24 protein-coding genes, 1 tRNA gene and 1 pseudogene are annotated in these 25,157 nt (G+C 59.2%); 16 read left to right on the plus strand and 10 right to left on the minus strand.

Annotated features, from left to right (window positions below; genetic code table 11):
* Positions 1 to 35 precede the first annotated feature (35 nt).
* The 4 genes from EDF61_RS18240 to EDF61_RS18255 form a co-directional block, all read right to left on the minus strand.
* Positions 36 to 1,265, minus strand: a complete 1,230-nt coding sequence (locus EDF61_RS18240) for a M20 metallopeptidase family protein (protein ID WP_133835078.1) — start codon at positions 1,263 to 1,265, stop codon at positions 36 to 38.
* A gap of 811 nt (positions 1,266 to 2,076) precedes the next feature.
* Positions 2,077 to 3,273: an IS110 family RNA-guided transposase gene (locus EDF61_RS18245; protein ID WP_133835079.1), complete on the minus strand. Its 1,197-nt coding sequence runs from the start codon at positions 3,271 to 3,273 to the stop codon at positions 2,077 to 2,079.
* 417 nt (positions 3,274 to 3,690) lie between these two features.
* Positions 3,691 to 4,554: a hypothetical protein gene (locus EDF61_RS18250; protein ID WP_133835080.1), complete on the minus strand. Its 864-nt coding sequence runs from the start codon at positions 4,552 to 4,554 to the stop codon at positions 3,691 to 3,693.
* Between the two features lie 494 nt (positions 4,555 to 5,048).
* A complete protein-coding gene (locus EDF61_RS18255) occupies positions 5,049 to 6,005 on the minus strand; it encodes a helix-turn-helix transcriptional regulator (RefSeq protein WP_133835081.1) in 957 nt (318 codons plus the stop codon).
* 104 nt (positions 6,006 to 6,109) lie between these two features.
* On the opposite strand from EDF61_RS18255, the gene EDF61_RS18260 reads away from it, so the two are divergent.
* From EDF61_RS18260 to EDF61_RS18270, 3 genes are read left to right on the plus strand one after another with little or no spacing between them, the layout of a single operon-like run.
* Entirely contained in the window at positions 6,110 to 6,655 is a 546-nt protein-coding gene (locus EDF61_RS18260) for a DinB family protein (protein WP_166650882.1), read from the plus strand.
* 57 nt (positions 6,656 to 6,712) lie between these two features.
* Positions 6,713 to 7,309, plus strand: coding sequence for a helix-turn-helix domain-containing protein (locus tag EDF61_RS18265; protein ID WP_133835082.1), 597 nt, complete (start codon positions 6,713 to 6,715; stop codon positions 7,307 to 7,309).
* A complete protein-coding gene (locus EDF61_RS18270) occupies positions 7,306 to 7,866 on the plus strand; it encodes a DUF6036 family nucleotidyltransferase (protein WP_133835083.1) in 561 nt (186 codons plus the stop codon). Before EDF61_RS18265 ends, EDF61_RS18270 begins: the two co-directional genes overlap by 4 nt.
* Here the strand turns inward: EDF61_RS18270 and moaA are convergent.
* Positions 7,863 to 8,903 carry a GTP 3',8-cyclase MoaA gene (gene moaA, locus EDF61_RS18275; protein ID WP_105658835.1) on the minus strand — a complete coding sequence of 347 codons (1,041 nt, stop codon included), beginning with the start codon at positions 8,901 to 8,903 and terminating at the stop codon, positions 7,863 to 7,865. The two genes, EDF61_RS18270 and moaA, sit on opposite strands and share 4 nt — an antisense overlap.
* A 137-nt stretch (positions 8,904 to 9,040) precedes the next feature.
* On the opposite strand from moaA, the gene modA reads away from it, so the two are divergent.
* The 8 genes from modA (at position 9,041) to EDF61_RS18310 (ending at position 16,141) form a co-directional block, all read left to right on the plus strand.
* On the plus strand, positions 9,041 to 9,820 hold the full coding sequence (modA, locus tag EDF61_RS18280) for a molybdate ABC transporter substrate-binding protein (RefSeq protein ID WP_105662480.1): 780 nt from the start codon (positions 9,041 to 9,043) through the stop codon (positions 9,818 to 9,820).
* The gene (locus tag EDF61_RS18285; protein WP_105658833.1) at positions 9,813 to 10,619 is read left to right on the plus strand and encodes an ABC transporter permease; all 807 of its coding nucleotides are present in this window, start codon (positions 9,813 to 9,815) and stop codon (positions 10,617 to 10,619) included. Before modA ends, EDF61_RS18285 begins: the two co-directional genes overlap by 8 nt.
* On the plus strand, positions 10,616 to 11,368 hold the full coding sequence (locus EDF61_RS18290; RefSeq protein ID WP_105658832.1) for an ATP-binding cassette domain-containing protein: 753 nt from the start codon (positions 10,616 to 10,618) through the stop codon (positions 11,366 to 11,368). The genes EDF61_RS18285 and EDF61_RS18290 overlap by 4 nt, the downstream gene beginning before the upstream one ends.
* Positions 11,365 to 12,612 carry a molybdopterin molybdotransferase MoeA gene (locus EDF61_RS18295; RefSeq protein WP_105658831.1) on the plus strand — a complete coding sequence of 416 codons (1,248 nt, stop codon included), beginning with the start codon at positions 11,365 to 11,367 and terminating at the stop codon, positions 12,610 to 12,612. The genes EDF61_RS18290 and EDF61_RS18295 overlap by 4 nt, the downstream gene beginning before the upstream one ends.
* Positions 12,609 to 13,487, plus strand: a complete 879-nt coding sequence (locus EDF61_RS18300; protein ID WP_105658830.1) for an NTP transferase domain-containing protein — start codon at positions 12,609 to 12,611, stop codon at positions 13,485 to 13,487. The genes EDF61_RS18295 and EDF61_RS18300 overlap by 4 nt, the downstream gene beginning before the upstream one ends.
* A gap of 602 nt (positions 13,488 to 14,089) precedes the next feature.
* Complete coding sequence (locus tag EDF61_RS18915; RefSeq protein ID WP_166650883.1) at positions 14,090 to 14,245, plus strand: hypothetical protein; 156 nt, start codon at positions 14,090 to 14,092, stop codon at positions 14,243 to 14,245.
* A gap of 53 nt (positions 14,246 to 14,298) precedes the next feature.
* Positions 14,299 to 14,841 (plus strand): YaeQ family protein, encoded by a 543-nt coding sequence (locus tag EDF61_RS18305; protein WP_133835092.1) that lies wholly within the window; start codon positions 14,299 to 14,301, stop codon positions 14,839 to 14,841.
* A gap of 97 nt (positions 14,842 to 14,938) precedes the next feature.
* Positions 14,939 to 16,141 carry a glycerophosphodiester phosphodiesterase family protein gene (locus EDF61_RS18310; RefSeq protein ID WP_105662481.1) on the plus strand — a complete coding sequence of 401 codons (1,203 nt, stop codon included), beginning with the start codon at positions 14,939 to 14,941 and terminating at the stop codon, positions 16,139 to 16,141.
* Between the two features lie 1,272 nt (positions 16,142 to 17,413).
* Here the strand turns inward: EDF61_RS18310 and EDF61_RS18315 are convergent.
* Positions 17,414 to 17,662, minus strand: a pseudogene (locus EDF61_RS18315) (tyrosine-type recombinase/integrase); the annotation flags it as partial.
* A 221-nt stretch (positions 17,663 to 17,883) separates the two neighbouring features.
* Here EDF61_RS18315 and EDF61_RS18320 point away from each other — a divergent pair.
* From EDF61_RS18320 to EDF61_RS18330, 3 genes are read left to right on the plus strand one after another with little or no spacing between them, the layout of a single operon-like run.
* Positions 17,884 to 18,633: a hypothetical protein gene (locus EDF61_RS18320; RefSeq protein WP_133835084.1), complete on the plus strand. Its 750-nt coding sequence runs from the start codon at positions 17,884 to 17,886 to the stop codon at positions 18,631 to 18,633.
* 12 nt (positions 18,634 to 18,645) lie between these two features.
* Positions 18,646 to 19,338, plus strand: coding sequence for a hypothetical protein (locus tag EDF61_RS18325; RefSeq protein WP_133835085.1), 693 nt, complete (start codon positions 18,646 to 18,648; stop codon positions 19,336 to 19,338).
* 21 nt (positions 19,339 to 19,359) lie between these two features.
* Positions 19,360 to 19,575: a hypothetical protein gene (locus EDF61_RS18330; protein ID WP_133835086.1), complete on the plus strand. Its 216-nt coding sequence runs from the start codon at positions 19,360 to 19,362 to the stop codon at positions 19,573 to 19,575.
* A 386-nt stretch (positions 19,576 to 19,961) separates the two neighbouring features.
* Here EDF61_RS18330 and EDF61_RS18335 read toward each other — a convergent pair.
* Together EDF61_RS18335 and tadA are read right to left on the minus strand one after the other, a co-directional pair.
* Positions 19,962 to 20,052: transfer RNA gene (locus EDF61_RS18335), tRNA-Ser, on the minus strand.
* A 94-nt stretch (positions 20,053 to 20,146) separates the two neighbouring features.
* Complete coding sequence (gene tadA / locus EDF61_RS18340; RefSeq protein ID WP_105658823.1) at positions 20,147 to 20,623, minus strand: tRNA adenosine(34) deaminase TadA; 477 nt, start codon at positions 20,621 to 20,623, stop codon at positions 20,147 to 20,149.
* 169 nt (positions 20,624 to 20,792) lie between these two features.
* Between tadA and upp the strand changes: the two genes are divergently transcribed.
* Positions 20,793 to 21,440, plus strand: coding sequence for a uracil phosphoribosyltransferase (gene upp, locus EDF61_RS18345; protein ID WP_105658822.1), 648 nt, complete (start codon positions 20,793 to 20,795; stop codon positions 21,438 to 21,440).
* Positions 21,441 to 21,475: 35 nt separating this feature from the next.
* Here upp and EDF61_RS18350 read toward each other — a convergent pair whose 3' ends face one another.
* Together EDF61_RS18350 and EDF61_RS18355 are read right to left on the minus strand one after the other, a co-directional pair.
* Entirely contained in the window at positions 21,476 to 22,960 is a 1,485-nt protein-coding gene (locus EDF61_RS18350) for a sensor histidine kinase (protein ID WP_286172350.1), read from the minus strand.
* Positions 22,961 to 22,983: 23 nt separating this feature from the next.
* The gene (locus EDF61_RS18355) at positions 22,984 to 23,724 is read right to left on the minus strand and encodes a response regulator transcription factor (RefSeq protein WP_105658820.1); all 741 of its coding nucleotides are present in this window, start codon (positions 23,722 to 23,724) and stop codon (positions 22,984 to 22,986) included.
* 614 nt (positions 23,725 to 24,338) lie between these two features.
* On the opposite strand from EDF61_RS18355, the gene EDF61_RS18360 reads away from it, so the two are divergent.
* A complete protein-coding gene (locus EDF61_RS18360; RefSeq protein WP_105658819.1) occupies positions 24,339 to 25,124 on the plus strand; it encodes a winged helix-turn-helix domain-containing protein in 786 nt (261 codons plus the stop codon).
* Positions 25,125 to 25,157 lie beyond the last annotated feature (33 nt).

Genomic DNA, 25,157 nt, shown 5'->3' on the forward strand with positions numbered 1-25,157 from the left:
CAAACGCTATCTCGCCCGTCGGATCTTCAGAATCTTCAGTGCTTCAAAAATGATTGAAGAGGTTCCGGTTGCGGCTTGACAGACATAGAAGAGTCGATCGCTGCCAGGGCTACAGCTTGATCTGAGAGCACCGACTCATCAAAGACCACCCGTGGTGAGTGATTCCACTCGGCCTCCTCGGCGGTCATTTCCGGTGGAGTGGTCAGCAATGCGATGAACGTGCCGGGTACTTCGTCGAGCACAAACGCGAAATCCTCCGAGCCCATCATTGGCGAAGGCATTACAGCCACGCGCTGTTCACCATAGATTTCGCGCATCGTTGTCAGCGCCGCCTCCGTCTCGGCGGGATCGTTCACGGTCACCGGGTAGAGCGTTTCAAAGCTCACATCAGCAGTGAGTTCATGGGCTGCCGCCACACCGTTGATGACTCGTGGCAGTCCTTCTTCCAGGACAGCCAGCGATTCATGAGACATGGTGCGGATAGTGGCCGCCAGCTCGACGCTCTCCGGGATGACGTTGATTGCACCGTCTCCGGTGGACAGCCGGGTGATCGAGAGTACCACCGGGTCGAAGGCATTGAATCGTCGAGTCACGAAGCTTTGCAAGGCCAGGACGAGTTCGGCCGCGGCAGGAACTGGATCCAGGGTCTGGTGAGGCTGCGAACCGTGTCCACCGCGCCCTTTCAGCTTCACTGTCAGCTGGTTCGAGCCAGCAGCTACTGGACCACCTCGTGTTGCGAAGACTCCTCGTGGGCCGGGTCCCACATGGATCGCGTAGGCAGCAACTGGAGGGTCTCCGGCTGCGGCGAGTAGTCCCTCTTCAAGCATGATCTTCGCTCCGCCGTGGCCTTCTTCGCCTGGCTGGAACATGAAGATGACCGAGCCATGTAGTTCACTTTGATGAGCCGACAGCACCTTGGCTGCGCCCACCAGTCCCGCGGTATGCAGGTCGTGGCCGCAGGCGTGCATATTGCCGTTGGCAGAGGCGAAGTCCAGATTGGTCGCTTCGAGAATCGGCAAAGCGTCCATATCGCCGCGGAGCAGGACTGTCGGGCCGGGCAGTTCTCCGCGAAGCACTGCAGTGACCGAACTGGTGCGGGTGCCGGTAGTGATTTCCAGCGGCAACCCCTCAAGCGCGTCGAGCACCTTCTGCTGAGTGCGGGGCAGATTAAGTCCGAGCTCGGGGTCCGCATGCAACTCACGGCGCAGTTTAATCAGATCGGGAAGTATGGTTTGTGCATCAGCGGTAAAGTCGGCAATGGACATGAATCAGCCTTTCGTAGGCGTCGTCGACAGACGGGCGGAGAGCCTCAGGGTACGTAGAGATGACTATGCCGATGATTCAAACTTTAAGTAATTACTAATCAAAGCATTTACTCCGAACGATTTGAATGTTGTTAGCACGCGAGTGACTATACGCCTCGCGGTTGTGTCGCCGTCAAGCTCTCAAGACGCTTTTTGTTGCATCTCACAACTTTCGCAATCAGGAGCCGAGATTCTCCGTCCAAGAATCGAGTAGGTCTCGCAGTTCTGCCGGGTGGACGTCGCTGACTTTGGCCAAGGGTGAAATGATGTGAAGTTTTTCTAGAAGCCAATGCGGTACTTTTAGTGGAACCTCTCGCTTGATCAGCGTGAACGTCGCGAAAACTATCGCTGTTTACTTCTGTGATGCCGCATTCAATTATGGGGCGGTTACGGGGGCATAAGGCTCGGTGAGCCGCACGAAGAACACTGCGTTAAAGAATCATTATTCGTATTTCTCGATGATGTTCGTTGAGTGTAGAGCCAAGACAGTACTTGAGATTCAATTTGAATGGTGTCGGGGGCGGGGCAGGCTCAACGAAGAATTAGCGCCGCCGGCATGCCTGCTCGTCCACGTTTTGCAGTTAACTTCTTATTGCAAATTAGAGGTGTCAATGTCCAAAAAGGCTCTTTGCATTACTGAGTAGTGCGCATAGGGAGTTAAAGATGGAAACGGACCGGTAACCTAATCTTCTCGTTCGGTAACGGGTAGTGTCGATCAGGTTGATGCATTGGTTATGGATACCGAGACCTGGGGGTGCCCCTATGTTCTGTGTCAAGCTATTTTCAACTCCGGAACATCATAGAGTGAGCCATCCCGGAGCATCGCAAACAGGACCGTGAGCCGTCGGTGGGCCAAAGCGATGAGCGCTTGGTTATGGCGTTTACCTTGAGCTCGTTTCCGGTCATAATAGTTCCGGCTGGTCGGATCAAAGCGGATGGACGCGAACGCCGAGAGGAACAGTGCTCGTTTCAAGCGCTTGTTCCCTGAATGGCTGACGCGCTTAGACTTGATAGACGTTCCCGACTGGCGCGTGGTCGGAGCCAATCCGGTGTAGGAGGACAGTGCGGCGGCGCTGGTGAAGGTCTTGCCGGAGGTCTCGGCGATGATGATCGCAGCGGTCCTGACGGCAACCCCTGGCATGGATGTCAGGACCGGGTAAAGAGTGTGGGCCTCCACCATGGTTTCCAAGTGCGTGGCCACGTCTACGTGTTGGGCATGCAACGAGACCAGCTGCCGGGCGAGGTGAGGGATCGCCAGCCCCGCGGCCTCAGTGCCGACCACGATGACGCTCTGCTCCTCCAAAGCGTCAATGATGGTTGAAGCCCAGGCGGTGTGCCGGCGAGCACTATATTTCTTCAACTTCGCATCGATCCGCACTTTGCCAGCATGCTTCAGTTGCGCTGGAGTGGGCCAGATAGCGAGGACTTCAAGGACGGCGTCGTGTTCCAGCCACGGGCCGAGGATACGTTCGAGTGGCGGGTGGATTTGGGTGAATAGCCCGCGGATCCTGTTGCTGGTTTGGGTGATCTGCCTGGCTAGATCCAGATCAAATTCGGTGAGCATGCCCAGGGTGGCTTCATCCTCATCAGAGACCTGGATGCTGCGCAGCGTGTGCGTCATGGTGCGGGCCGCGTCCGCGATGATGAACGAGTCTTTTTCGTCGGTTTTCGCCGTGCCAGGATACCTATCTGCGATACGCCGCATCGATAATCCGGGCAGATAGGCCACCGGAATACCGAGGTGCTGGGCGACGGCAACAGCGAGGGCTCCGATGGTAGCTGGCTGATCCACGACGACCAGGACGGTGCCTTTGGCACTGAGATTCTGGTAGACCGAGACGAGTTTGGCTTCGTCGTTGGGCAGGGTCTTGTTCCATATTTTGGTGCCGTCCTTGGTGACGGCGCAGGCCCAGTGGTCGGTTTTCCCTACGTCCAGGCCGAGGAAAATATCGATATCCGCGGTGATCATGACTAGTGCTCCTTTGAACTAGTTCTTGTTCAAGGTCGACCAACCGTCGGTAGCGAAGTCTTACATCCACGTTATGACAGGCGTCCAGTGTCTTGGCGCCGCGCCCCTAATCAGCAATCACCACGCTGCCATCCCAATCTCGGTGGCAACACCCCCTATGATCATTGGTTAGATAGAGGCAAGACACCATGCCGAGATTGGTCGGCCGACAGTCCCTATGATCCTCTTTTTAGGGACTATCAAAAAGATAACGGGGCATGGCTTCATGCGGACCGCTCGCGGGCTGATGCGGAATGCAATAGCATTTCCAGCCATCAGTGAATCTACTTAGGCGTTCCCTTGGGGTCGTACTGGGAGGGGATTTCGTCTTCGGATGCTGACTAGATTCGGGTAAGGCGGCGATCCTTTATTCGTAGATCAATGGGCTTTAAGAGTGACTACCAGGTTATTTTCGTCAAGCGGGTTCCTGTAGATTGAGGTGAACTTGTGAATGGAAAACCATAAGGTTATGGCTGCAATAATGCTGCTAAGGAAGCCCGCGGCGAGGATTTCATCATTATTTTGAGTGAGAACCGGAAAGCCGGAGAAACAAGCAACCGCGAAAGAAGCCAACAAGATCCCAGCAGTGGCAAGGGCAAGACACTTCTTTACATGTTTAAATAGTCTTACTTCGAAGAGTGCCGGGTCGTAAAATTCTTCGACTTTGAATCCGATCTTGGTCTTTGTGCGGTGAACCTGAAGGGTCAATAGTTTTTGCAATGTAGCAAAAATTCCAAATGTGGCCGCAAGAGCGTAGACGCCTGTAAATGCCACCAACTGCCCCTCCGCTGACACTGGACTAAGTATGAATCCTTTGAAAAGAACGCTTGTTGCGAATAGCCATAGAGTTAGAAAGCAAAGAGAACCAACTGGTAGAGCGAACTTCCATCCAGGGACTCGCTCAACGGCGTAAACCAGCGACAAGGCATTCTGGTAGTGATCGGATATCGTCTCATCTTCCTCGGATCGCAAGGAGGCGGTTTTTTCGATCTGGTCTCCCCAGAAATCGGCCGCTTTCCGTGCCCTGGCGGCCGCCGTGAACTGTGCTGCTGTTACGAATAGACCAACAAGAGCAACTGTTGTCGTGATAATCTCTGTCAATTTATCTCCTGTCTTGGAGTCATTATGCACAATTGAAACTAGAGGATGAAATTTTTGACGAGCGATCACCCATAATTTGGTCAAACGGGCCGATGGTCTTTGGATACGTTTCAAGAAGGTGCCCGTTGCGAGCTTTGTCAAATAATGAGTATCTATGGTCGGACCTGTTTGCGGGGGAGATGACCCGGAGGAGTTACTAGTCCCAGTTTTGCCGTTGATCGGTATCAAGTTTCAAAGGCTCCATTCGATTTAGCTCGGATTGGCCAACGTAGTGGATGTTGAACGATTGTGACCGTTCGTGCAGATTAGCTGTGTAGTCATTTGAAGCCCCCGGAAATCATTGCAGCCGGTGTTGATTTTTTGAGTGACGTGTTTGTGACCGTCTATTATCGGCGCTCGTCTCGTTGGAATTCGAGAGAGAGCGCGCAAGTTCCGCCGGATTGCGTGTCCAGTGGATCAATAAGATATCTGGAGACTTGCTTTCGGATTCATTGGGTTTTCTTCCACGTTCGAACACTGACCGGGTGCATCATCCACGCGAATGTCATAGTTCGGGAGGGGATATAACTACGATTTCATGAGCGTAAGGGCTAACGGCCTGCGTGCGTTGTACAGAGATCCTCCGGAGCTTGGTTTTAGCGACAGGGCTCTGACGAAAGGTTCGCTATCCACGAATCGAGTAGCTCTCGCAGTTCTGTCGGCTGAACAGCGCTGACTTTGGCCTGACTCATCGCCAGCCCGAACGCGGCCCAGTCAAGGTTCATATTCTCGGTGCTCACCAGGCTGTTGCCGTCGTCGATTTCTTCGATCTGGAACCAGCGGCCGATCAGCGGCTCCAGTTGTTCTGCGCTGGCATGCACCCGCGCACTCACATCTGGTTGTCCGCTGCCACGCAGTCCAGCACGAACGAAGCTTGATGCATCGCCACCTGGCACCTGTCGGGGTGTGTAGCGCAAGGCCCTGGGTGTTGGGTTCTGTGCGCGGTCCACGCGGAAGCTGCGCCAATCATCGCGGTCCAGATCAAAAGCCACGAGATAGTAGCGGTTGCCAACATTCACCAACTGGACCGGTTCTACCCGGCGTGAAGTTGCTGCTCCCTTGGCATCCTTGTAGTCGAAAGCGATTCGTTCATGATCACGGCAGGCTTGGGCGAAGGCCACTAATACTGCCGGATCCACGGGATCCGAGGCGGAAGACTGGGAATTGAGCGGGATGGTGCTCGCGGTCAAGGCCTGTGCCCGTTTACGCAGCCTGGCCGGCAGCACGGGTACCACTTTCCCCAATGCTCGCAGCGCCGCTTCAGCCAGAGCGGAGGACCCGCCATGCACGGTGGATTGCAGCGACGCCACCAGTGCCACCGCTTCCTCATCGTCGAGCACCAGGGGAGGCAACGCGGTGCCGGAGGCTAACTGATAACCACCTCCCACACCGCGATCGGCCTGCACTGGGTAGCCCAAGTCACGCAACCGGTCGATGTCCCGGCGAACGGTGCGCAGGCTGACGTCAAGGCGTTCTGCGAGCTCGTCTCCGGACCAATAGCGATGGGTCTGCAGTAGCGAGAGTAAGCGCAAGAATCTGGTACTGGTACTCATACGATAAGTCTGCCTTGATTTAGGACAAAAACTGGCACTTTTCACTTCTATTCTGGTTACTACCAGCTGGAAATACCGGCTGCAGCTTATGCCAGGAGGCAATCATGAGCACCATGGCCATCACCAACACCAAGCTCACCGGAGAACGCGCCGACCTGTTCCAGACCCTGGCCAACGCGAGGCATTTTTTGCGTTTTACGGTCCAAGGCTTGAGCGATGAGCAGGCGGAGCAGCGAACCACCGTGAGCGAGCTGACCCTCGGCGGGTTGATCAAACATGTCAGCGCAGTCGAAAAACAGTGGCAGGAATTCATGGTCAAAGGCCGGGCAGCCATGGCGTGGGACGGTGCGGATTTCAGCCAGATGCCACCCGAAGCGATCGAAGCATTCCATAACGAATTCCATATGCAGCCAGGAGATACTCTCGACGCGGTGCTGGAAAACTACGCTTTGATTGCCGACCGCACCGATGCGCTGCTGGCTGAGCTGGATCTGGACACCGTGCACGAGTTGCCTTCGGCCCCATGGTTTGTCGATATCCACTGGTCGGTGCGCCGCACCTTGCTGCACATCATCGCCGAGACCACCCAGCATTCAGGGCATGCGGACATCATCCGCGAATCCCTGGATGGGCAGAAGACCATGGGATAACAACAGGCGGCAATCAAACTTCTAGACAAAGTCACCGTACGGTGACATCATTTGAATATGAAAACCCCATCGTTCACTGTCGGAAGCCTGGCGGATAAGATCCGGACCCAACGTGGTTTCCTAGGGCTGACCCAAGCTGCCTTGGCAAATTCGGTAGGGGTTTCGCGTAAGTTCATCGTTGACTTGGAAGCAGGGAAAGAAACGGTGGCTCTGGGATTAGTGCTTAGGGTTCTGAAGAGACTTGGGTTTGAGGAGCCTGGGCTACGCATTATTAATGACAGGGGCGCTGAAATAGCTGAGGACTTCCGACAGACCCTGGAAGCCAAAAATTTCGAGTTCGCACTGCGTCTCATCAGTGAATATTCGACTGAATCTCTTGAAGCCGGGCGTCCACTCTTGGCACAGTCGCCTGAATTGGAGGACTCGCAATACCAAGTGGCTCTGGCGGCCATAACTAAGTGGATTGCGGGCCAGACCAATACGCCAGTCCCGCAGTGGACCTCGGACATTGTGCGACCAACGGAACCCGTGTTCCTCTCGGAAAAGTTGTATCCGGTAGGGGAGAAGATGAAGGAGCTAATTCGCGCTGAGACGCCTCCAGCACTTCAAGAACTGAATGTGTGGATTCGACAACGGAGCTTGGGAACAGCATGAGTAGAACGGGCTTGGGAAGAAACAGAGTCGTTGACCTGCTCGCAGAACTCGAACGGCGCCTGAACGAACAGGGACTCAACGTGAGAATTAGAGTCGTCGGGGGCTCGGCTATGCTTCTTCACGGCCTGATTGATCGTGCTACGGAAGATATCGATGCTTACTACTCGCATCGGACAGAAGTCGAAAAAATCATAGAGGCGATGGCGGCCGAACACGGTTTGCCTAAAAAGTGGTTGAACTCTAGTGCAGCCGCTTTCATCCCCGACAATGCCTCTTGGGCTCCCGCGCCGGACTCTATTCTTTCCGCAGTCGAAGTTGCTGATTTGCCGACTTTGACCGCCATGAAGCTGGCGGCGGAGCGCGACAAAGACATTCTTGATTTAGGGCACCTGGTCAACGCTTTAAGACTCAGCGACACCAGCGAATTACTTGAACTCGCTTATGACAAGTATGGAGAAGACTCAATTCCTTTGTCTGGGAGTCGGCAAAATTATGAGATTGTCGCAGAAGAGGCCATAACCGTCGCACGGCGTCTAAGAAGCAACAAGAACCCCTAGCCCCCGATGTAGGACATTTCGATGCGCTTGCGGTTGCCCGGGGTCAGCGCCGCACGCAGCTCCGAGTAGTTGTCATCGCGCTTGCGCCAGTGCCCGGTCAGTGCCTTGGCAAGATCCTCATCGCTGATCCCGTCGCGCATGAGCTGGCGCAGGTCGTAGCCGGAGCCGGCGAACAGGCAGGTGTAGAGCTGGCCTTCGGCCGAGACCCGGGCGCGCGAGCAGTTGCCGCAGAAGGCGTTGGTGACGCTGGATATCACACCGATCTCTCCGGCGCCGTCCTTGTAGCGCCAGCGGTTGGCCGTTTCACCCGGTTCGGTTTTAGTCACCGGTTCCAGCGCCCAGCACTTATTGACCATGGCCACGACCTCGGAGGAGGGCAGCACCTCATCCAGCTTCCAGCCGTTGGTGGTGCCCACATCCATGTATTCGATGAAGCGCAGGATCGCCCCAGTGCCGCGGAAGTGCTCGGCCAGCGACAGGATCTCCGAGTCATTGACCCCGCGCTTGACCACGGTATTGATCTTCACCGGGCCCAGGCCCACTTCACGGGCCACGTCGATGGCGTGCAGTACCCGGGAGACCGGGAAGTCCACGTCGTTGATGGCCTTGAACTTCTCGTCATCCAAGGAATCCAGGGATATGGTCACGCGGTTCAGCCCGGCTTCCTTCAACGCAGGTGCGAGCACCGGCAGCGCCGACCCGTTGGTGGTCATTGCCAGATCCACCGGCTGGCCCTCGGGGGTGCGCAGCTTGGCGAGCATGCCCACCAGGTCCACGATGCCACGGCGCAGCAGCGGCTCGCCGCCGGTCAACCGCAGCTTGGTGACCCCCAGCGAAACGCTGACGCGGGCCAGCCGCTCGATCTCCTCGAAGCTGAGCAGCTCGGAGCGCTCGCGGAAAACGAAGTCGCGGCCGAAGATCTCCTTGGGCATGCAGTAGACGCAGCGGAAATTGCAGCGGTCTGTCACCGAAATCCGCAGGTCATGCAGGGGCCGTCCACGGGCATCGCCCAGGGTGCCGGCCGCTTGTGCTTTCATACACTCCACAGTAGCCCCCGGCACCGTTGCGTGGAAGACGGTTAACCTGAAAGTAACAAATCAAGTACGCAAAATGGATCGGCCCCGGTTGGCTCGACGGTAGCATTGGCACCAGCCCCCGATTTCAAGGAGATCCCATGCAGCACCGCCCGTTTCCACGGTTCCGAGCCCTTGCCGGGCTCGCGGCGACCGTGCTGGCTTTGGCGGGCTGTTCGGCCAGCGGCTCTTCCGATCAGGCCGCGTCCGAACCCATCACCATCTCCGCGGCAGCCTCCTTGCAGAGCGCCTTCGAACAGATCTCCGAGGAGTTTACCGCAGAACATCCGGAGGTGCAGATTGCCGGCATCTCCTATGACGGCTCTTCGACCCTGGCCACGCAGATCCTTGAAGGCTCAAACGTGGATGTCTTCGCCTCGGCAGATGAACGCAACATGCTGGAGGTGACCGAGGCCGGGTTCGGCCACGAGCCGGTGATCTTCGCCAGCAACACCATGGTGATCGCGGTGCCGCAGGAGAACCCGGCGGATATCGATTCGCTGGAAGACCTTGCCGGGGCCACCACGGTGCTGTGCGCGCAGCAGGTGCCGTGCGGCTCGGCCTCACGCCAGCTGCTCCAGGCCCAGGGCGTCGAAGTGGTCCCGGCCAGCGAGGAGCAGAATGTCACCGCGGTGCTGCAGAAGGTGGCCGCCGGCGAAGCGGATGCCGGACTGGTCTACGCCACCGATGTGCTGGGTGACGAAAACGTCGCCGCGATCGTTCCGGAAGGAGCCGACGAGGTCGTGAACACCTATCCGATCGCCACGCTGGGCCAGAACCCCGGCGCGCAGGCGTTCGTGGACTTCGTGATCAGCGAGCGCGGCCAGGAAATCCTGGCAGAGCACGGTTTCGGCACCGGGGCTGCGCAGGCCAATGGCTAGCGATACCGGGGTACGGGTTCCAGGCTTCGCCATTGCCCCGGCCTTGCTGGGCGTGGGATTGCTGGTGCTGCCGCTGCTGGCGCTTCTCACCCGTGCCAGCTGGTCCACGCTGGTGGCCGATGCCACCAGCCCCCAAGCCCTCTCGGCGCTCTGGCTGAGCTTGCGCACCGGGGTGGCTGCCACCGCCCTGTGCGTGCTGCTCGGCGTGCCGCTGGCGGTGCTGATGGCCCGCAGTTCGGCCCGGGTTGCCCAGCTGTTGCGGGCCTTGATCGCCGTGCCGCTGGTGCTGCCGCCCATGGTCGGCGGCGTGGCCCTGCTCTTCCTCTTCGGGCGCACCAGCCCCATCGGCCAGTTCATCGATTCCCTGTGGGGGATTACCCTGCCCTTTTCCACCGCCGCGGTGGTCATTGCCCAGAGCTTCGTGGCCCTGCCCTTCCTGGTGCTCTCCGTGGAAGGATCGCTGCGGGCCGCCGGCGCCGGGTACGAACAAGCCGCCGCCACCCTGGGCGCCGGGCGCTGGATGGTGCTCACCCGCATCACCTTGCCGCTGGCCGCCCCCGGACTGGTGGCCGGCGTGATCCTGTGCTTCGCGCGGGCCATCGGCGAATTCGGGGCCACCGCGCTATTCGCCGGCAACGCGCCGGGGGTTACCCAGACCATGCCGCTGGCCATCTACACCGCGTTCAACGGGGCTGGAACTGGACGCGACTCGGCCGTTGCCCTGTCGATCCTGCTCCTGGCCACCGCGGTAGCGGTGCTGCTGCTGGTGCGCGCCTGGCGTCCGGGGGCCTTGAAATGACATTGAAGGTTGCGCTGCGCGTGCCGCGCACCGGATTCGACGTGGCCGTTGAATTCGAAGTGCCTGCCGGCACCACGCTGGCGATGATGGGCCCTAGCGGCTCGGGCAAGTCGACCATTGTGCATGCGATTGCCGGGATCCAGAAGATTGCCGAGGGGCGCATCGAGCTTTCCGGTTCCCTGCTGGCTGACGCGAAGCAGCACCGCCCGCCGCACCTGCGCGAGGTGGGCCTGCTGGGCCAAGACCCGCACCTGTTCCCGCACCTGGATGCGCTGAAGAATATCGCCTTTGGCGCCCGGGCCGGGGGACTGGACAAGGCTGCCGCCAAGGCCGTGGCCGCCGAATGGATCGGGCGGCTGGGACTGGAAGAAATCGCCACCCACCGGCCCGAGGCCCTCTCCGGCGGGCAGCGCCAACGCATTGCGCTGGCCCGGGCCTTGGCCGCCCAGCCCAAGATCCTGCTGATCGACGAGCCCTTCGCCTCGCTGGATGTCGAAGCCGCCATGGACATGCGCGCATTGGTGCGCGAAGAGCTGGAACGCACCGCGACCAGCGCCATCGTCGTCTCGCATTCGGCCGCCGACACCTTGGCGCTCGCCGATGACCTGCTGGTGCTGGAACGGGGAAGCATCATTGCGCAGGGAACCGTCGAGCAGGTCTTCGCCGATCCGGCCAACCGTTTTGTGCGCGCGGTGGTGGCTACCTTGCCAGCGCAGCACCCCAGGAGCATCCAGGGAGAGCAGCCATGAGCACCGTCAATGAACCCGTGGAACTTGAAGTGCACCGCGCGCGGCTGCTGTCGCAGGTCGTGCCGTTGGCCCCGCAGCAGATCGAGGTGGCAGGCGGTTTCGCCCTCCTGCACGGCGCGGTGCTGGCCGAGGATGCCACCTCCACGCACCCGTTGCCGCTGTGGGACAACTCGGCGATGGACGGCTATGCGGTGCGCTCCGAGGATACCGCTGAGGCGCCAATTGCCCTGGAAGTCGTCGGCGAAGTGCCCGCGGGCAGCGGCTGGGACCCGAAGCTGGAACCGGGCCAGTGCGTGAAGATCATGACCGGTGCTCCGATCCCGACGGATGCCGATGCCGTGGTGCGCATCGAGGACACTTCAGCCGCTGCAGATGGCTGGGATGCCGCCACCGTGCAGATCCATGGGCCGGTGCCAGCAGGCAAGGACATCCGCCGCAGCGGCGAGGACAAGGCCGCCGGTGACCTGGTGGCCTATGCCGGCGAGCAGCTCACCGCGGCCCGTCTTTCCGCCTTGGCGGCAGCCGGTGCCAGCAAGCTGTCGGTGCGCACACGGCCCAAGGTGGCCGTGCTGGTCACCGGGGCGGAATTGCTTGCGCCCGGTGAACGGCTCTCGCGCGGGCAAATCCCGGAAACCAATTCGCTGCTCATGGCAGGGCTCCTGGCTGAATCCGGCATACAGGCAGCTACCGTGGTGCACTGCGTGGATGACACTCAAGCGGTCCGCGAACAGCTGGAGGTGCTCGGCTCCACGCATGATGCCATCCTGAGCACTGGGGGAGTAGGCCCCGGCGCCTACGATGTGATGCGCCAGGTGCTGGAAGCCGAACCGGCAGTGCAGGCGGCCCGGGTGAAGATCCGCCCCGGCCAGCCGCAATGCGCGGGCCGTTTGGAGGCCGGTGCGATGGTCTTCGCCTTGCCCGGCAACCCGGTCAGCGCAGCAGTCAGCTTCGAGCTGTTCGTGCGCCCGTGCCTGCGGGCCATGCAAGGCCACCGCGAGGTGCTGCGCCCGACTTTGCGCGCCATCGCCGCGGTGGGATGGAAAGCCGCGGCCGGACGCATGCAGGTCATCCCGGTAGTCTTCGAGCCTGGGGAGCAACTGCGGTGCGCCCCGGCGGTTCACGCCAGCAGCATTTCCCACTCGGTGGGCGGGTTCGGCGCTGCCCAGGGCTACGCGCTGGTCCCGGCTGGCGTCAACCAGATCCACCCCGGCGATGAAGTCGAGGTACTGGGGATGATCCCATGAGCACGCGGCAGCTCGCCAACTTCAATGCCCTGGTGCTCGCCGGCGGCAGGGGCTCTCGGCTGGGCGGCGAAGGCAAAGCCGAAATAGAGCTGCACGGACAGCGCCTGGTTGACCGCGTGGTCGCCGCGGCCCGCACAACCGGCGCACTACGCGTCGTTGTGGTCGGCCCGGATTCCGCTGGTGCCAAGGCCGATTCCGTTCTCCGGGAGGATCCGCCATTCGCTGGTCCCTTGGCAGGCATCGCTGCCGGGCTTGCAGAACTAGCTGCCAGCGCAGGCAGTGAATGGACCATGGTTCTGGCCTGCGACCTGCAACGGCCGGTCGCGGTGGCCACTGCGTTGATCAACGACTTTGGGCAACGCGCAGCCGATGGCTTGCTGCTGGTTGACGCGCAAGGCCACACCCAATGGCTGGCTGGAATCTATCGCACCTCGGCACTGGCTTCGGTCTGCGCAGAGCTGGGCGGGAACCTGGTCAATGCCCCGGTGCGCCGAGCCTTGAATCAGCTGCAGCTGGCGCGGGTACCGGTGGATGATGAAACCAGCAGCGACATTGATACCCCGCAGGCACTGGAAAGCGCCCGCCAGAATGAAAGGAAAGCCATGGCACAGCATCTGCCACCCGAAGCACTGAACGATTGGCTGGAAGCAGCCGCCAAGGAATTGGGTCTGGACTCCGGCGAAGTGGATATCGCTACCGTGCTTGATGTTGCCAAGCATGTAGCTCACGAGGTGGCCCGACCAGCAGCACCCCTGAGTACCTTCCTGCTCGGACTTGCGCTGGGCAGCGTCAAGGGAGACTTGTCCGGGCTGTCGGAGCAGCTGGTTTCCCGGGCGCATCGATGGGCCGACGAGCATCCGGAGGGCGTTGCATAAGTAGCACCGTGTTCCCTTCGCCTCAGCAGGGACCGGCCGTCATGGAAGGCCAGCTGCACCGGGTGGTCGACGGAAGCGGATTCCGGATTACTCACCAGACCCACCTGTTATCTGGGACTTTGCAACCAGCGTGAGCGGAGGCCAGAGGGCCCACCGGACGGGCAGTTCGCGGCGCGGGGATGTTCAGGCAGATGTATGGCTATGGACCAGCTTCTTGCGCTGCGCTGGTTAAAGGCCCGTCGATGGCAGGCCGGCGCTCCAGATATCCCGGAAGCTCATCGGATCCCCAGCAGGTGGCCAGTGGGCCTCAGTGTAGACCATGCTGGCAGGATGTGAAGCCCAAGAAGAATCGTGGCGTCGGTAGCGGTTCCGTGTGCTTGGGTCGGGCGCACCACGAGGTGCGCGTGCACCTCGTACTGGTTTTTCGGTATCAGCCGGTGGATAGCGCGACGCTGGCTGCCAGATGATAATGAACGGAGTCCCGGTAGCTGCATGCCCGATACTGTTGAGCGCTTTTGCCAGTGGCTCAAGGGCTGAGTGGAAAAACTGCCACCGTCTGGATATGTCTTTTATCCGCGAGCTGTATCAAATAGGATTTATTTATGAAGACCCTGTTCGTTGTTTCTACCATTCTTTTTGCTGTTTGTTCGGTGCTTTCCTTTAGCGGAAATCCGATGGTTGGCATCTTTGCGGCCGTGGCCAGCTTGTCATCGCTGGCGGGATTCTTCGTGGTTCGAAATCGCGAGGCGAAGGCTTAGCCCACGTACCTCTCGTCGATGGAGCCGTGGCGTTCACGGTAAACTCGAGAACTATGGCTATCGGCGCGACTATACACACCTTTGAAGTTCAACTTGCTGATGTAGATCGCGGGGTTTACGAGGATCTTTCGCTCCGTGTTGCGCAGCATCCGTCAGAAACCGATTCCTACATGGTCACCCGTGTGCTGGCCTACTGCCTCGAATATGAAGAAGGCATCGCCTTCTCGGCCGGAGGCGTTTCCACCGGGGAAGAGCCAGCCATTTTGGTCAAGGATCTGACCGGACTCATCACCGCGTGGATTGAAGTGGGCGCCCCCGATGCCCAACGCCTGCATTTGGGCAGCAAGCGGGCAGACCGCACCGCCGTCTACACGCACCGCGATCCTGCCAAGCTTCTGGCTTCTTGGCGCGGCAAAACGATCCACCAGTCGCAGGAGATCATGGTGCGCTCCTTCGACCCCAAATTCATTGATGCAGCGGCCCAAGCATTGACCCGCCGCAACACCATGTCCGTCTCGGTGACCGAGGGGCAAATCTACCTTGAATTGAACGGGACGAATCTGGAAACCCAGTTCAGCACGCATGAGATTGAGTAGAAAAGCTTAATCTCTGATTCAGCTCAGTGTGGGGTCGCAGTCATCAGCGCGCGGAAACATGGCCGGTGTACACCAATGACACCGACGGAAGTGCTCCATGAAACTGCGCAATATCACCCTTGGCACGGCAACTCTGGCTTTGGCCGTCACCCTGGCAGCTCCCGCCGTGGCTGCTCAGATCGAACCGACTGGATCTGATCCACTGATCATCGGCCACCGCGGAGCAGCAGGCGTGGCACCGGAGAACACCTTGGCTGCCATCAAGGCAGGCAGCCAGTCCGGCGCCGAATTCATCGAAATTGATGTGCAGCTGTCCAAGGACGGAGTACCGTTCATCTTCCACGACGGTACGCCCTCCCGCACCACGAACGTGGCAGAGGTCTTCCCTGACCGCGTCAATGACCCCATCACGTCATTTACCTGGGAAGAACTGCAGCAGCTCGATGCCGGTTCCTACTTCTCAGACGAGTTCGAGGGAACGAAAATTCCCCATTTCGATGAGGTTCCAGGTGCACTGACCGGTGGCACGGGAGTATTCATCGAAATCAAGGATCCAGCCAAGTCCCCTGGCGTGGAGAAGCTGGTAGCCGACGCGCTGGCTGAGGATCCTGAATGGAAGGCACTGGCAGAGGCCAACAAGATCGAGGTCCTTAGCTTCGACGCAGCATCCAACCAGATCTTTGCCCAACTGGCACCTGAAGTACCACTGCAGCAGCTGACCGGAACCGTGCCTTCTGCCGCGGAACTGGCAACCTACGCGACCTACGCGGATTCTTTCGGCACTAGCTACCGCACCCTTGACGCCGCCGGTGCGCAGCGCGTGAAGGACGCAGGCTTGGGCCTGGGCGTCTACACCGTCAACGCCGTCGAAGCAGCCGATGCTGCACTGGCCCTGGGTGTTGAGCGAATCACCGGCGACTTCCCAGCACAGGTGAACCGCCACATCGCTGGCCAGAAAGATTTCCCTGCCAACAATGGCGTGGTGATTGCCAACGCGATCAATGACGTGCCGGGAGATGACATCGCCCCGGAAAATGGCGAGCACGTTATCCTGGAGAACACCGGAAAGCGCACCATCGATGTCAGCGGCTACATCATTCGCGATGCCGCTAACAACATCCTGGAAATTGGAGAAGGATACGAGCTGGAGACAGGAGATCAGCTGCGCGTGTACTCGGGTCCGGGTACCAACAGCGAAGAAGCCTACTACGTGGACGGACCGGGAATCCTGAACAACGGTGGCGACTCGCTGGCGCTGTGGGATGCCAAGGGCAAGCTCACCGATACCTTCGCGAACTAGCTCTAGGTAGAGCGAACCCCCGGGAACCATTGTGGACTGCTCCCCAGAATTTGGATAGGGAAACCAGTACTACTTCCGGGGAGCAGTCTACAAAAATGGGGCGGTTTTCCGCATTAAGGCAGGCAACCCGCCAGCACTTGGGGGACGCTGACGGGTTTCACCAGCGTGAGGCCGCTCTTGGGGAAACGAACTCAATGCCTGACTGGTGACTTTTCGTAATTGGCCTAGGCCAATAGCTACTGTAGTTGCAGGAGAGTGAAAGGTGAAGTGGGCGGGGATAAAATAAAAACTTTTCCCAATTCCAAAAATTCTCTAGGCGTTATGGGCTTGACGAAGTATTCTGTGCATAGGTTTCACGCCGGACTAACGTTTTTTGGGGAATCGGAAGTCTTTGGGGAGATGGATGGGGATCCATCGCCCAGCGCAAAACTCGCAACCAGCCCTCGTTGATGATCGAATCAGCGAGGGCTGGATTAGTTTAAGTGACAACACGCGGGTGGATTCTCACGAGCAACAAGGCCGCACTCCCCAGTACGGGTCGGGATTTGAATCTGTTGTGGATTCCCAATGAATCAGACCAGCCTCTTTGCCTACACCTCGCTCGACGCTAGGGTGATTGATAGGCGGCCTGACCCAATGCACCGGGAAGGGTCCGCTGTGATCGGTTGCACCGTTTGTTTGCCTTCTTGCTTACCGTTTGTTGGCAGCAACTGTAGCTGGGAACCCCTATCGGTGGTTCCGGTGTTGTAGTAGGCTCCGGGACCACCGCCAGCTTGGAACGCGGACACTAGCTGTTTGGATTCAGCTAGTATGAGAACGACGGTCATGGATGCCGTCAGTTTGGTGATCCGTAAGTGCAAGCGAAACTGCGACTGCGATCTTTCGCCTTGTCTTCGTCATTGTTGTATGTACGTTGTTGGAGAGTTCCATCCGGTTCCCGCCAAACGACTCGATAACTGTAACCGTGCTTTAGCTCTCGTCGTTGTACCGTCGCCACTTCTACCTTTAACCCGGTTGTTCTATCTTTAATGCAACAGATCCGGAGTTTAAGGCAACAAGCCGATTTGAGATAAGAAAAACCCCGGAATCACAAGGATTCCGGGGCTATTCAACGCGGTGACGGTGGGATTTGAACCCATTATCCTATCCGCGCCATTACTGCTAGCTCCCGAATATCCCTTGTGTTTACTGGCATCTGGGCTCATTGGCTCACAGGTGCGCACCACGTCCCACAGGTATTCCTGCACCAAAATGCACCACAGTGCACCACCGTTAGAGCTGTTCGGCGCGCTGCTTGCTGAGGGCTTCGACCACGTTGTCGAGGTCGTCGGGGAACAGTGCCGCGTAGGTGTCCAACGTGACCTTGGCCGACTTGTGGCCGAGCATGCGCTGTACCACCTTGACGTTGGCCCCGGCGCTGATTGCCAGCGATGCCGCCGTGTGCCGCAGGTCGTGGGGCGTGACCCTGCGGAACGACTTGTCGGACGCCTGGGCTCGCTTCACGGCTCCGGTGAACCATCCGGTCTTGGCGTTGCCCGGGTTCGCCCCTCCTACTTAAGTAGTATTTACGCCGTTCTTATTTAATGGTGATTATTAAACGTGCTCGTATCTGAGGCAATTCGATCCAGACCGAGGACTTTTGTTGCGGAGGCTCGATTTCGGTCGACCCCCGCTTGGCACGGCAGATGATGCGCCGATCTTTACGAAGATGTAGATTTCGATTCATTCAAAAGGTGATAGTCGTGAAGCTCAAACTTCACTCGATTGCGGTCAGGTCAAATGAAGACCACTGCATTCCAATCCCAACATCAAGACAACAATCCAGCTCCGGGGTCACGTACCTCGCGATCGCGTTCGTGGCAATCGCTTCCCTGGTCCTGAGCCTGAGTACGGCTTTGACTAAGCCAGCGGCGGCCGCTTCGTCTCCGGCTGTGACCAGCATCGCCAGCTTCGGCGAGAACGCAGAGATTCTGTCGAAGTCGGAGGCCCTACAGTTGGCCAAGAATGCCGATCTTCCAACAGAGTCGCTCTCAGGTCTGAAAGTTGACCGTTCCGGCGTCCAAGCATGGTCGATGTCAGACGGGACATCGTATGTGAGCTACCCGCTCGTCGGCGACGGCGTCCAGCTCGCCACAGTCGGTGCACTCCTGGACAACTCAGGCAACGTTGCGCAGCGCACAGAGATGGCTTTCGTTGGCGACGATGCATCTGGTCATGCCCGCATGTGGGTTGACGGAAATCTGACCATGGACAAGCAATTGACCACTGCTGACGCGGCAAACAACGTCACCACATATGCCGGTTTCTGGGACAAGCTCAACAACTGCCTTGCCAACGCGGGCATCCCTGGCTGGGTTATTACCGCCATCACTATCGCCTGCGCGGCGGTCTGCGTAGGAACCGTTGGGCTCGGCTGCGTGGGCTGCATCGCGGCAGCTGCGGGCGTCTGGGGCGGCCAGGTCGGCTATTGCATCGACCAGGCCCAGAAATAGGAAGTGGTCAACATGAAAAAGATTTCGAAAGCAATCATCGCGATGGTTGCAGGCTGGGCGATGCTCTTCGCGGTTGCTAGTCCGGTCAACGCTTCCGAAAGCTCGTTCTCAACCAACCGGCCGCTTTCGGATTCAACTGTTGAGCGAGCGATCGCAATAGCTGAGCCGAGTTTCGACGCTCAGCTGCGAAACGGCGCAGAAGTCGATATCAAGCAGGCAAACGTCGCCCGGATCAATGGCTCCAGTTCGTTGATGGTGGCAGTGGCTACGTCTGGCGACGGCCACGACGAGGGTTCGTTCGCCGTTGCCGTCGTCGACGCCGCGGGAGACGTTGTCCAGAGCTTTGCGCAGGTTCAAGCTACGTACACCAGCGACAGCACTGCCGATGTGAAGCAGTGGGTCGATGGGAGTCTCCTTAAGCAGTGGACTGTTGAAGCCACTCCCGAAGCTGAAGCTCAGGCTGCGAAGGCTTTGAGCGCCATGTCTCCTGCAGACTCGTCGGTGGGCGTTGCGGCCGCTGGTAACGAGGGTGTGATCAAGTGCCTCAACGCGCTGGGCATCTCCACCATGGCGGCGCTCGTGATCATCTCCACCTGTGCGGCATTCTGTGCTGTTACCGTTGGAACAGGCTGCATCATCTGCGTGGCTGGGTTCACCGCTGTCGCTGGCGCATCCGTAGGACAGTGCCTGAGCGGTGCCAGCTAGGCACGAGAAAGGAAACGGCAAATGACAAAGCAACCTAGCAATTCGTCTGCCGCCAGGAAGAGTACCGTGGTGGTGCTTCTGTTCCTTGCGGTAGCCGCGATCAATCTGCCTCGCGTCCCTCAGCTTACTGACTACGCCGTGGTTGGATGGGCTGTCGGCGGAGTGCTGCTGCTCGCAGCACTGATCCTGGCATTCACCAACTACCGCCACCACTCGAAGACCAGCACTTCACGATAGTAGGTAACGCCGGCTCGTTCGTCGAATGAGCCGAGACGAGCAATGTCCAGATCCGCTGAGCCTAACCCGAAGAGATCCCCTTGCCGCATACAGCAGCAGGGGGACCTTTCTCTGTGCCCGGCTTCCTGAGGGCAAGCGCGCGCAGCAGGTGCGGCAGCCGGCGGGAGGCTAGAGATCTTTTTCGTCCTGCTTGCGCGATGCCCAGTATGGTCATTCTTCGTTGTGGTTCACCCAGTCGCAGGAGTGCGGGCCTGCATGGTGGTGGTAGCCGTGTTCACAACGAAGGATGGGCATGTCGTAACTACCCTCCGCTGAAATATGCACCACATGTGCACCACGCCAGTTCTTTAAAAGAAGAAAACCCCTGGCTGACCAGGGGTTTTCATTGGCGGTGACGGTGGGATTTGAACCCACGGTACGGGGTTACCGTACACAACATTTCGAGTGTTGCACCTTCGGCCGCTCGGACACGTCACCAGACCTGATAACTCTATAACGAACATCAGGCGAAAACAAAAACGAGAGCGCTGTTTTTGGCCTGAAGTGTTCCGAAACACATCAACGTCGGGTTCTAGCCGCGCTTGCTCCGGAAGAATTCACGCAACAGGTCACCGCATTCTTCTTCCTTGACCCGCGAGTACACCTCGACCCAGTGGTTCAATCGCGGTTCACGGACGATATCGAAGACCGAGCCGCACGCGCCGGCCTTCTCATCCCAGGCCCCGAAGACCAATTTGGGAATGCGCGAAAGGACTATTGCCCCGGCGCACATGGCGCAGGGCTCAAGGGTCACCACCAGGGTGCAGTCGGATAAGCGCCAGCCATCATCTTGTCCCTTGGCTTCCAAGGCCTTGACCGCATTGCGAATGGCGACCACCTCGGCATGCGCCGTGGGGTCCTTGATGGCCTCGCGCTCGTTGCGTCCGGTGGCCAGGACTTCGCCTTCGGGGGAGAGGATGACGGCGCCGATAGGTACGTCATCAGTGGCCAGCGCTTCGCGCGCTTCAGCCAAGGCGAGGTCCATCCAAGCATCAAATTCGTGCACCATAGTGCTTTCACTTTACGTGTTTTGGGACGGTAGCCGGGCGCTCGGAGTGTGGTGCACTGCGCACTGCACTGAAGTTTGCTGTTTCCTTGGGCACACCAAAGTGCTTTAACGGCGGGAAATCGGGGATATCTCTCGATTTGCCTGAGTCGGTGCTGATAGATTTCTACTTATGCGCGTACAGGTAGTCGACCACCCACTGGTGGCACACAAGGTTTCGGTTCTTCGTGATAAGAACACCCCATCCTCGATTTTCCGCCAGCTGACCGACGAACTGGTCACCCTGCTGGCTTATGAGGCAACCCGCGAGGTGAAAACCGAAAACGTTGAGGTGCAGACCCCGGTCGCCACCACCACCGGTACCTCCATTGCCAAGCCGACCCCGCTGGTTGTCCCCATCCTGCGCGCCGGCCTGGGCATGCTCGAAGGCATGACCCGCCTGGTTCCGACCGCTGAGGTCGGCTTCCTGGGCATGGCCCGCAACGAGGCAACCCTGGACATCATCACCTACGCTGACCGCGTGCCAAATGACTTGGCCGGCCGCCAAGTGTTCGTGCTGGATCCGATGCTGGCCACCGGCGGCACCCTGGCCGAGGCCATCAAGTTCATCTTCGAACGCGGCGCAGAATCCGTTACCTGCATTTGCCTGATCGCTGCCCCTGAGGGCATCGAGCGTCTGAAGGAAATCCACGGTGGCGATCATCGCGTGCACATCGTGCTGGCAGCGATGGACGAAAAGCTGGACGAGAAGTCCTACATCATCCCAGGCCTGGGCGATGCCGGCGACCGCCTGTATGGCGTGACCCCGCCCATTGCCTAGTTCCAGCTAAGCGATGTGCCCGAAGGCTGCGGTGACTACACCGCAGCCTTCGGCGTTTCTTCACCGGTTTCGGGCGTGTCCAGCGGAAGCCGGACCTCGAAGACGGTATCTCCTGGCTGGGAGGTGACCGTGACGGTGCCCCCGTGGGCTTCGACGATGCTCTTGGCGATCGGCAGGCCCAGCCCGGTCGTGCCATCGGAGCCAGAACGCGCCTTGTCGGCGCGGGTGAAACGTTCGAAGACCCGAGGCAGGAATTCCGGGGCAATGCCCTCACCGGTGTCGTGAACCCGGATGATGGCTTCATCGGTGTCTTCGTCTTGGTCCACCGAAACGGTGACGGTGTTTCCGGCCGTCGTGTGCTTGCGGGCGTTGGCCAAGAGGTTGGTGATCACCCGGCGAAGCGAGGCCGAGTCGCCATTGACAATGGTCTGCGGCGCCTGGCAGTCGAACTCCCAATGGTGGTCGCTCGCGGTGAGCTTGAAGTCCTCGGTGATATCCGATGTCAGCGAGCACAGGTCAATTTCGCTGCGCTTGAACGCATTCTCCTCATCCAGCCGAGCCAGGAGCAGCAGATTCTCAACCAGTGAGCTCATTCGGCTGCTTTGCTGCAGAACGCGGTCCACCGAGCGCTGCCCGTCCGGGGAGAAATGCTCAGTGGCCGAGAGCAGCTCGGTGTAGCCGCGGATCGCCGAGAGCGGAGTGCGCAGTTCGTGCGAGGCATCGGCGACAAATTGGCGCATCTGGGCCTGGGACTTCTCGCGGGCGGTCAGTGCGGTGGAGACGTTGCTGATCATCGCGTTCAGCGCATTGCCGACATTGCCCACCTCGGTGCCGGGGACTGCATCTTGCGCCGGGACGCGCTGGGTCAGGTCCACCTTTCCTGAATCAAGCTCTTCGGCGGCAACCGAAGCAGCCACGGTGGCCACGCGCTTCAGCGAGGCAAGCGAGCGGGAAATCAGCCACGAACCGGCCAGGCCCGCACCGGCGATCAGGATCAAGGCGATGAACAGCGTCAGCCAGGCCATGCCGCGCAACGCCAGATCGGTGCTGTGCAGGGGCAAACCGACAATCAGGATGCCGTTGGATCCAGAGTCCTTGACTGCGACGAGGTAATAGTCGCCCACAGTCAGGTGGGCACGTACCGGCTTGAACTGCCCGCCGGCACGCAACGTGCTCAGCTCCAGATCCACCATCGGGATGGCATCTTCCTGGCTCAGCTGCTTCAGCACGCCGGTGCGTTCGTCCAGCACCCCGCCGTTGAAGACGTATTTGTCGACGAACCGCGCGGTCAGCGTGCCGGCGGACTGGCCGGGGGCATCAAGCCGGGAGTTCACCGCTGGTGCACCCTGCGAATAATTCAGCGCGCGTTCGGTGGTGAGCCGCAGCTGGCTGTTGAGCTGGTCCATCAAGGTCTGGCGCATGCCCGCGTTATAGAGCAGGCCGAGCAAGACAGATACGGCGGTGACCGAGGTCAGCAGGATGAGCAGCAGTTTGCGCTGCAGCGCGTGCGGCGAGCTCACCCTGGTATTCGGGGAAAAGAAACTCATGCAGCCGGCTTCAGCACGTAGCCAACGCCACGCACGGTGTGGATCATCGGCTCTGCGTCAACGTCAATCTTCTTGCGCAGGTACGAGATGTACAGTTCGACGATGTTCGCCTGGCCGTCGAAATCGTAGTGCCAGACGTTGTCCAGGATCTGCGACTTGGATACCACGCGGCGGGCGTTGTTCATCAGGTAGCTGAGCAGGTCGAATTCGGTGGCGGTCAGCGAAATTTCGCGGCCTGCGCGGGATACGTCGTGCGAGTCCATGTTCAGCACCAGATCGCCGACCACCAATTCAGCGGAATCCGCAGTGGCCGCGCCGGAACGTTCCACGAGTCGGTGCAATCGGATCAGGACTTCTTCGAGGCTGAAGGGCTTGGCGACGTAGTCGTCTGCACCGGCCCCCAGGCCCTCGATACGGTCTTCAACCGCGTCCTTGGCAGTGAGGAAAAGTACGGGGATTTCAGGGAAGTGGGTGCGCACCTTGCGCAGCACCTCGGGGCCGTCGAACCCAGGCAGCATCCAGTCGAGAACCAGTACGTCCGGCGCCAGGGAGCGAGCGGTGGCTACTGCTTCGGGCCCATCGTGGGCCATCGTGGCTTCCCAGCCGAGCATGCGGGTTCCCATGGCGACCAATTCCGCCAATGAAGGTTCATCATCGACCACGAGAACTTTGATTGCCGTGCCATCAGGGTGAGTCAGCCGGGGCAATTGCGAAGGGGAGAATCGTGATTCATTCATGTTAATCAGCTTGTCCTATTGCCATGGGCCGAGAATATGTTTTTGCTGTGTGCCAGCTATGACTATAAGTCGATTTTATGCGGGGAAAACCCGAACCGATAGTGGTTAATTTGGTCAACCCCCACGAACGACGAATGATTGAAGCGTGGACGGACCATAGTGATGAATGAATATTCAGGACTGTGAATGGACCGGACATAATGACGAGGTTCTATTGATATGTTGACCATATTGTTTAGTTAAGCGCTTAGGTGGCCTAGAATTGTCTAAAGTGTTGTGCGTCACGTTTGGAAACATTCGTCTCACTATGTGGACGCAGGTGTTCATTGTTACTTGCAAGTTGCCAATGTTACGAGGAAACTAGAGGTGTGAGTACGGCGCAGGACGGTAAAAGCACCTCGGATTCCAACATCGAGTTGCCCAAGATCGTCCTCAACGAATGCTCGGCGTCCATGGCCTCCAAGCCGAATTATGAGTGATTTGTAATCCGATTTTGGGAGTTATTGACGGGAAACCCAACTGCTGAACGTGGACGAAGGCCGCGAACAGCGCAAGCAAAACCCGAAGCATGAGCGCCAAACCACTTGGCCTTCGCACTAAAAGAGGAAAAGATTATGTCGGCTGGTTCCGGATACGTCCACGTTTCTATTCGCAATGCGCAGAACCGCGCAGCAGCTGCGCAGCGTTCAGCTTCTGGCAGCTATGCACCAGCGGGTTACCGTCCGCTGCGCGCGGTTTCCAATGTTCATGAAACACGTGATGCATCGCATCAGCCGGCTAGCACTCCAGTGCAGTCAACAGGCCAGCCAAGCGCCGACACCTCCGCACGCGGCTTCGTGCTCTACGTGGGCCTGGATGAAACTGCCGCCCAGGCGCAGGGCACCTCGCTGGGCAAGCTGGCCACCCAGGTCCGCGCCTTCCTGGCCACCTTGTCGCCGCAAGCGCAGACCCATGCCGCCGTGGCACTGGCTCCAACTAGCGCCCAGGGTGAGCCCATCGATGTAGTTCGCCAGGCTTTGGGCGATCCGACGATTTCCCGCCGGCCACGCGCTGAAGCCCGTCCTTCCACCCCGCGCCCATCTGGCGTGCTGATCGACCTCTCGCGCCGCGAAGTCTACCTGGATGGCGAAACCCTGAACCTGACCTTCAAGGAATTCGAGCTGCTGAACTTCCTCGTGGAAAACGGCACCCGCACCGTAGGCCGCGAAGAGCTGCTGGAAAACCTGTGGCGCAATGCCGAAGAAGTCCCTAACGAACGCACCATCGACGTGCATATCCGTCGTCTGCGTTCCAAGCTGGGACGCCTGGCCAATACCGTGCGCACCGTACGTGGCCAGGGCTACCGCTTCTACGAGCACCCAGAAGTTGTTGTCTGGGCAGCTCCGGAATACTCCATCTAGCATCAGCTGGCAGCAGTGGCGGGCAAACCGGGT

It is taken from the genome of Arthrobacter sp. JUb115, from assembly GCF_004365035.1.
In the GTDB taxonomy this organism is placed as follows: Bacteria; Actinomycetota; Actinomycetes; order Actinomycetales; family Micrococcaceae; genus Glutamicibacter.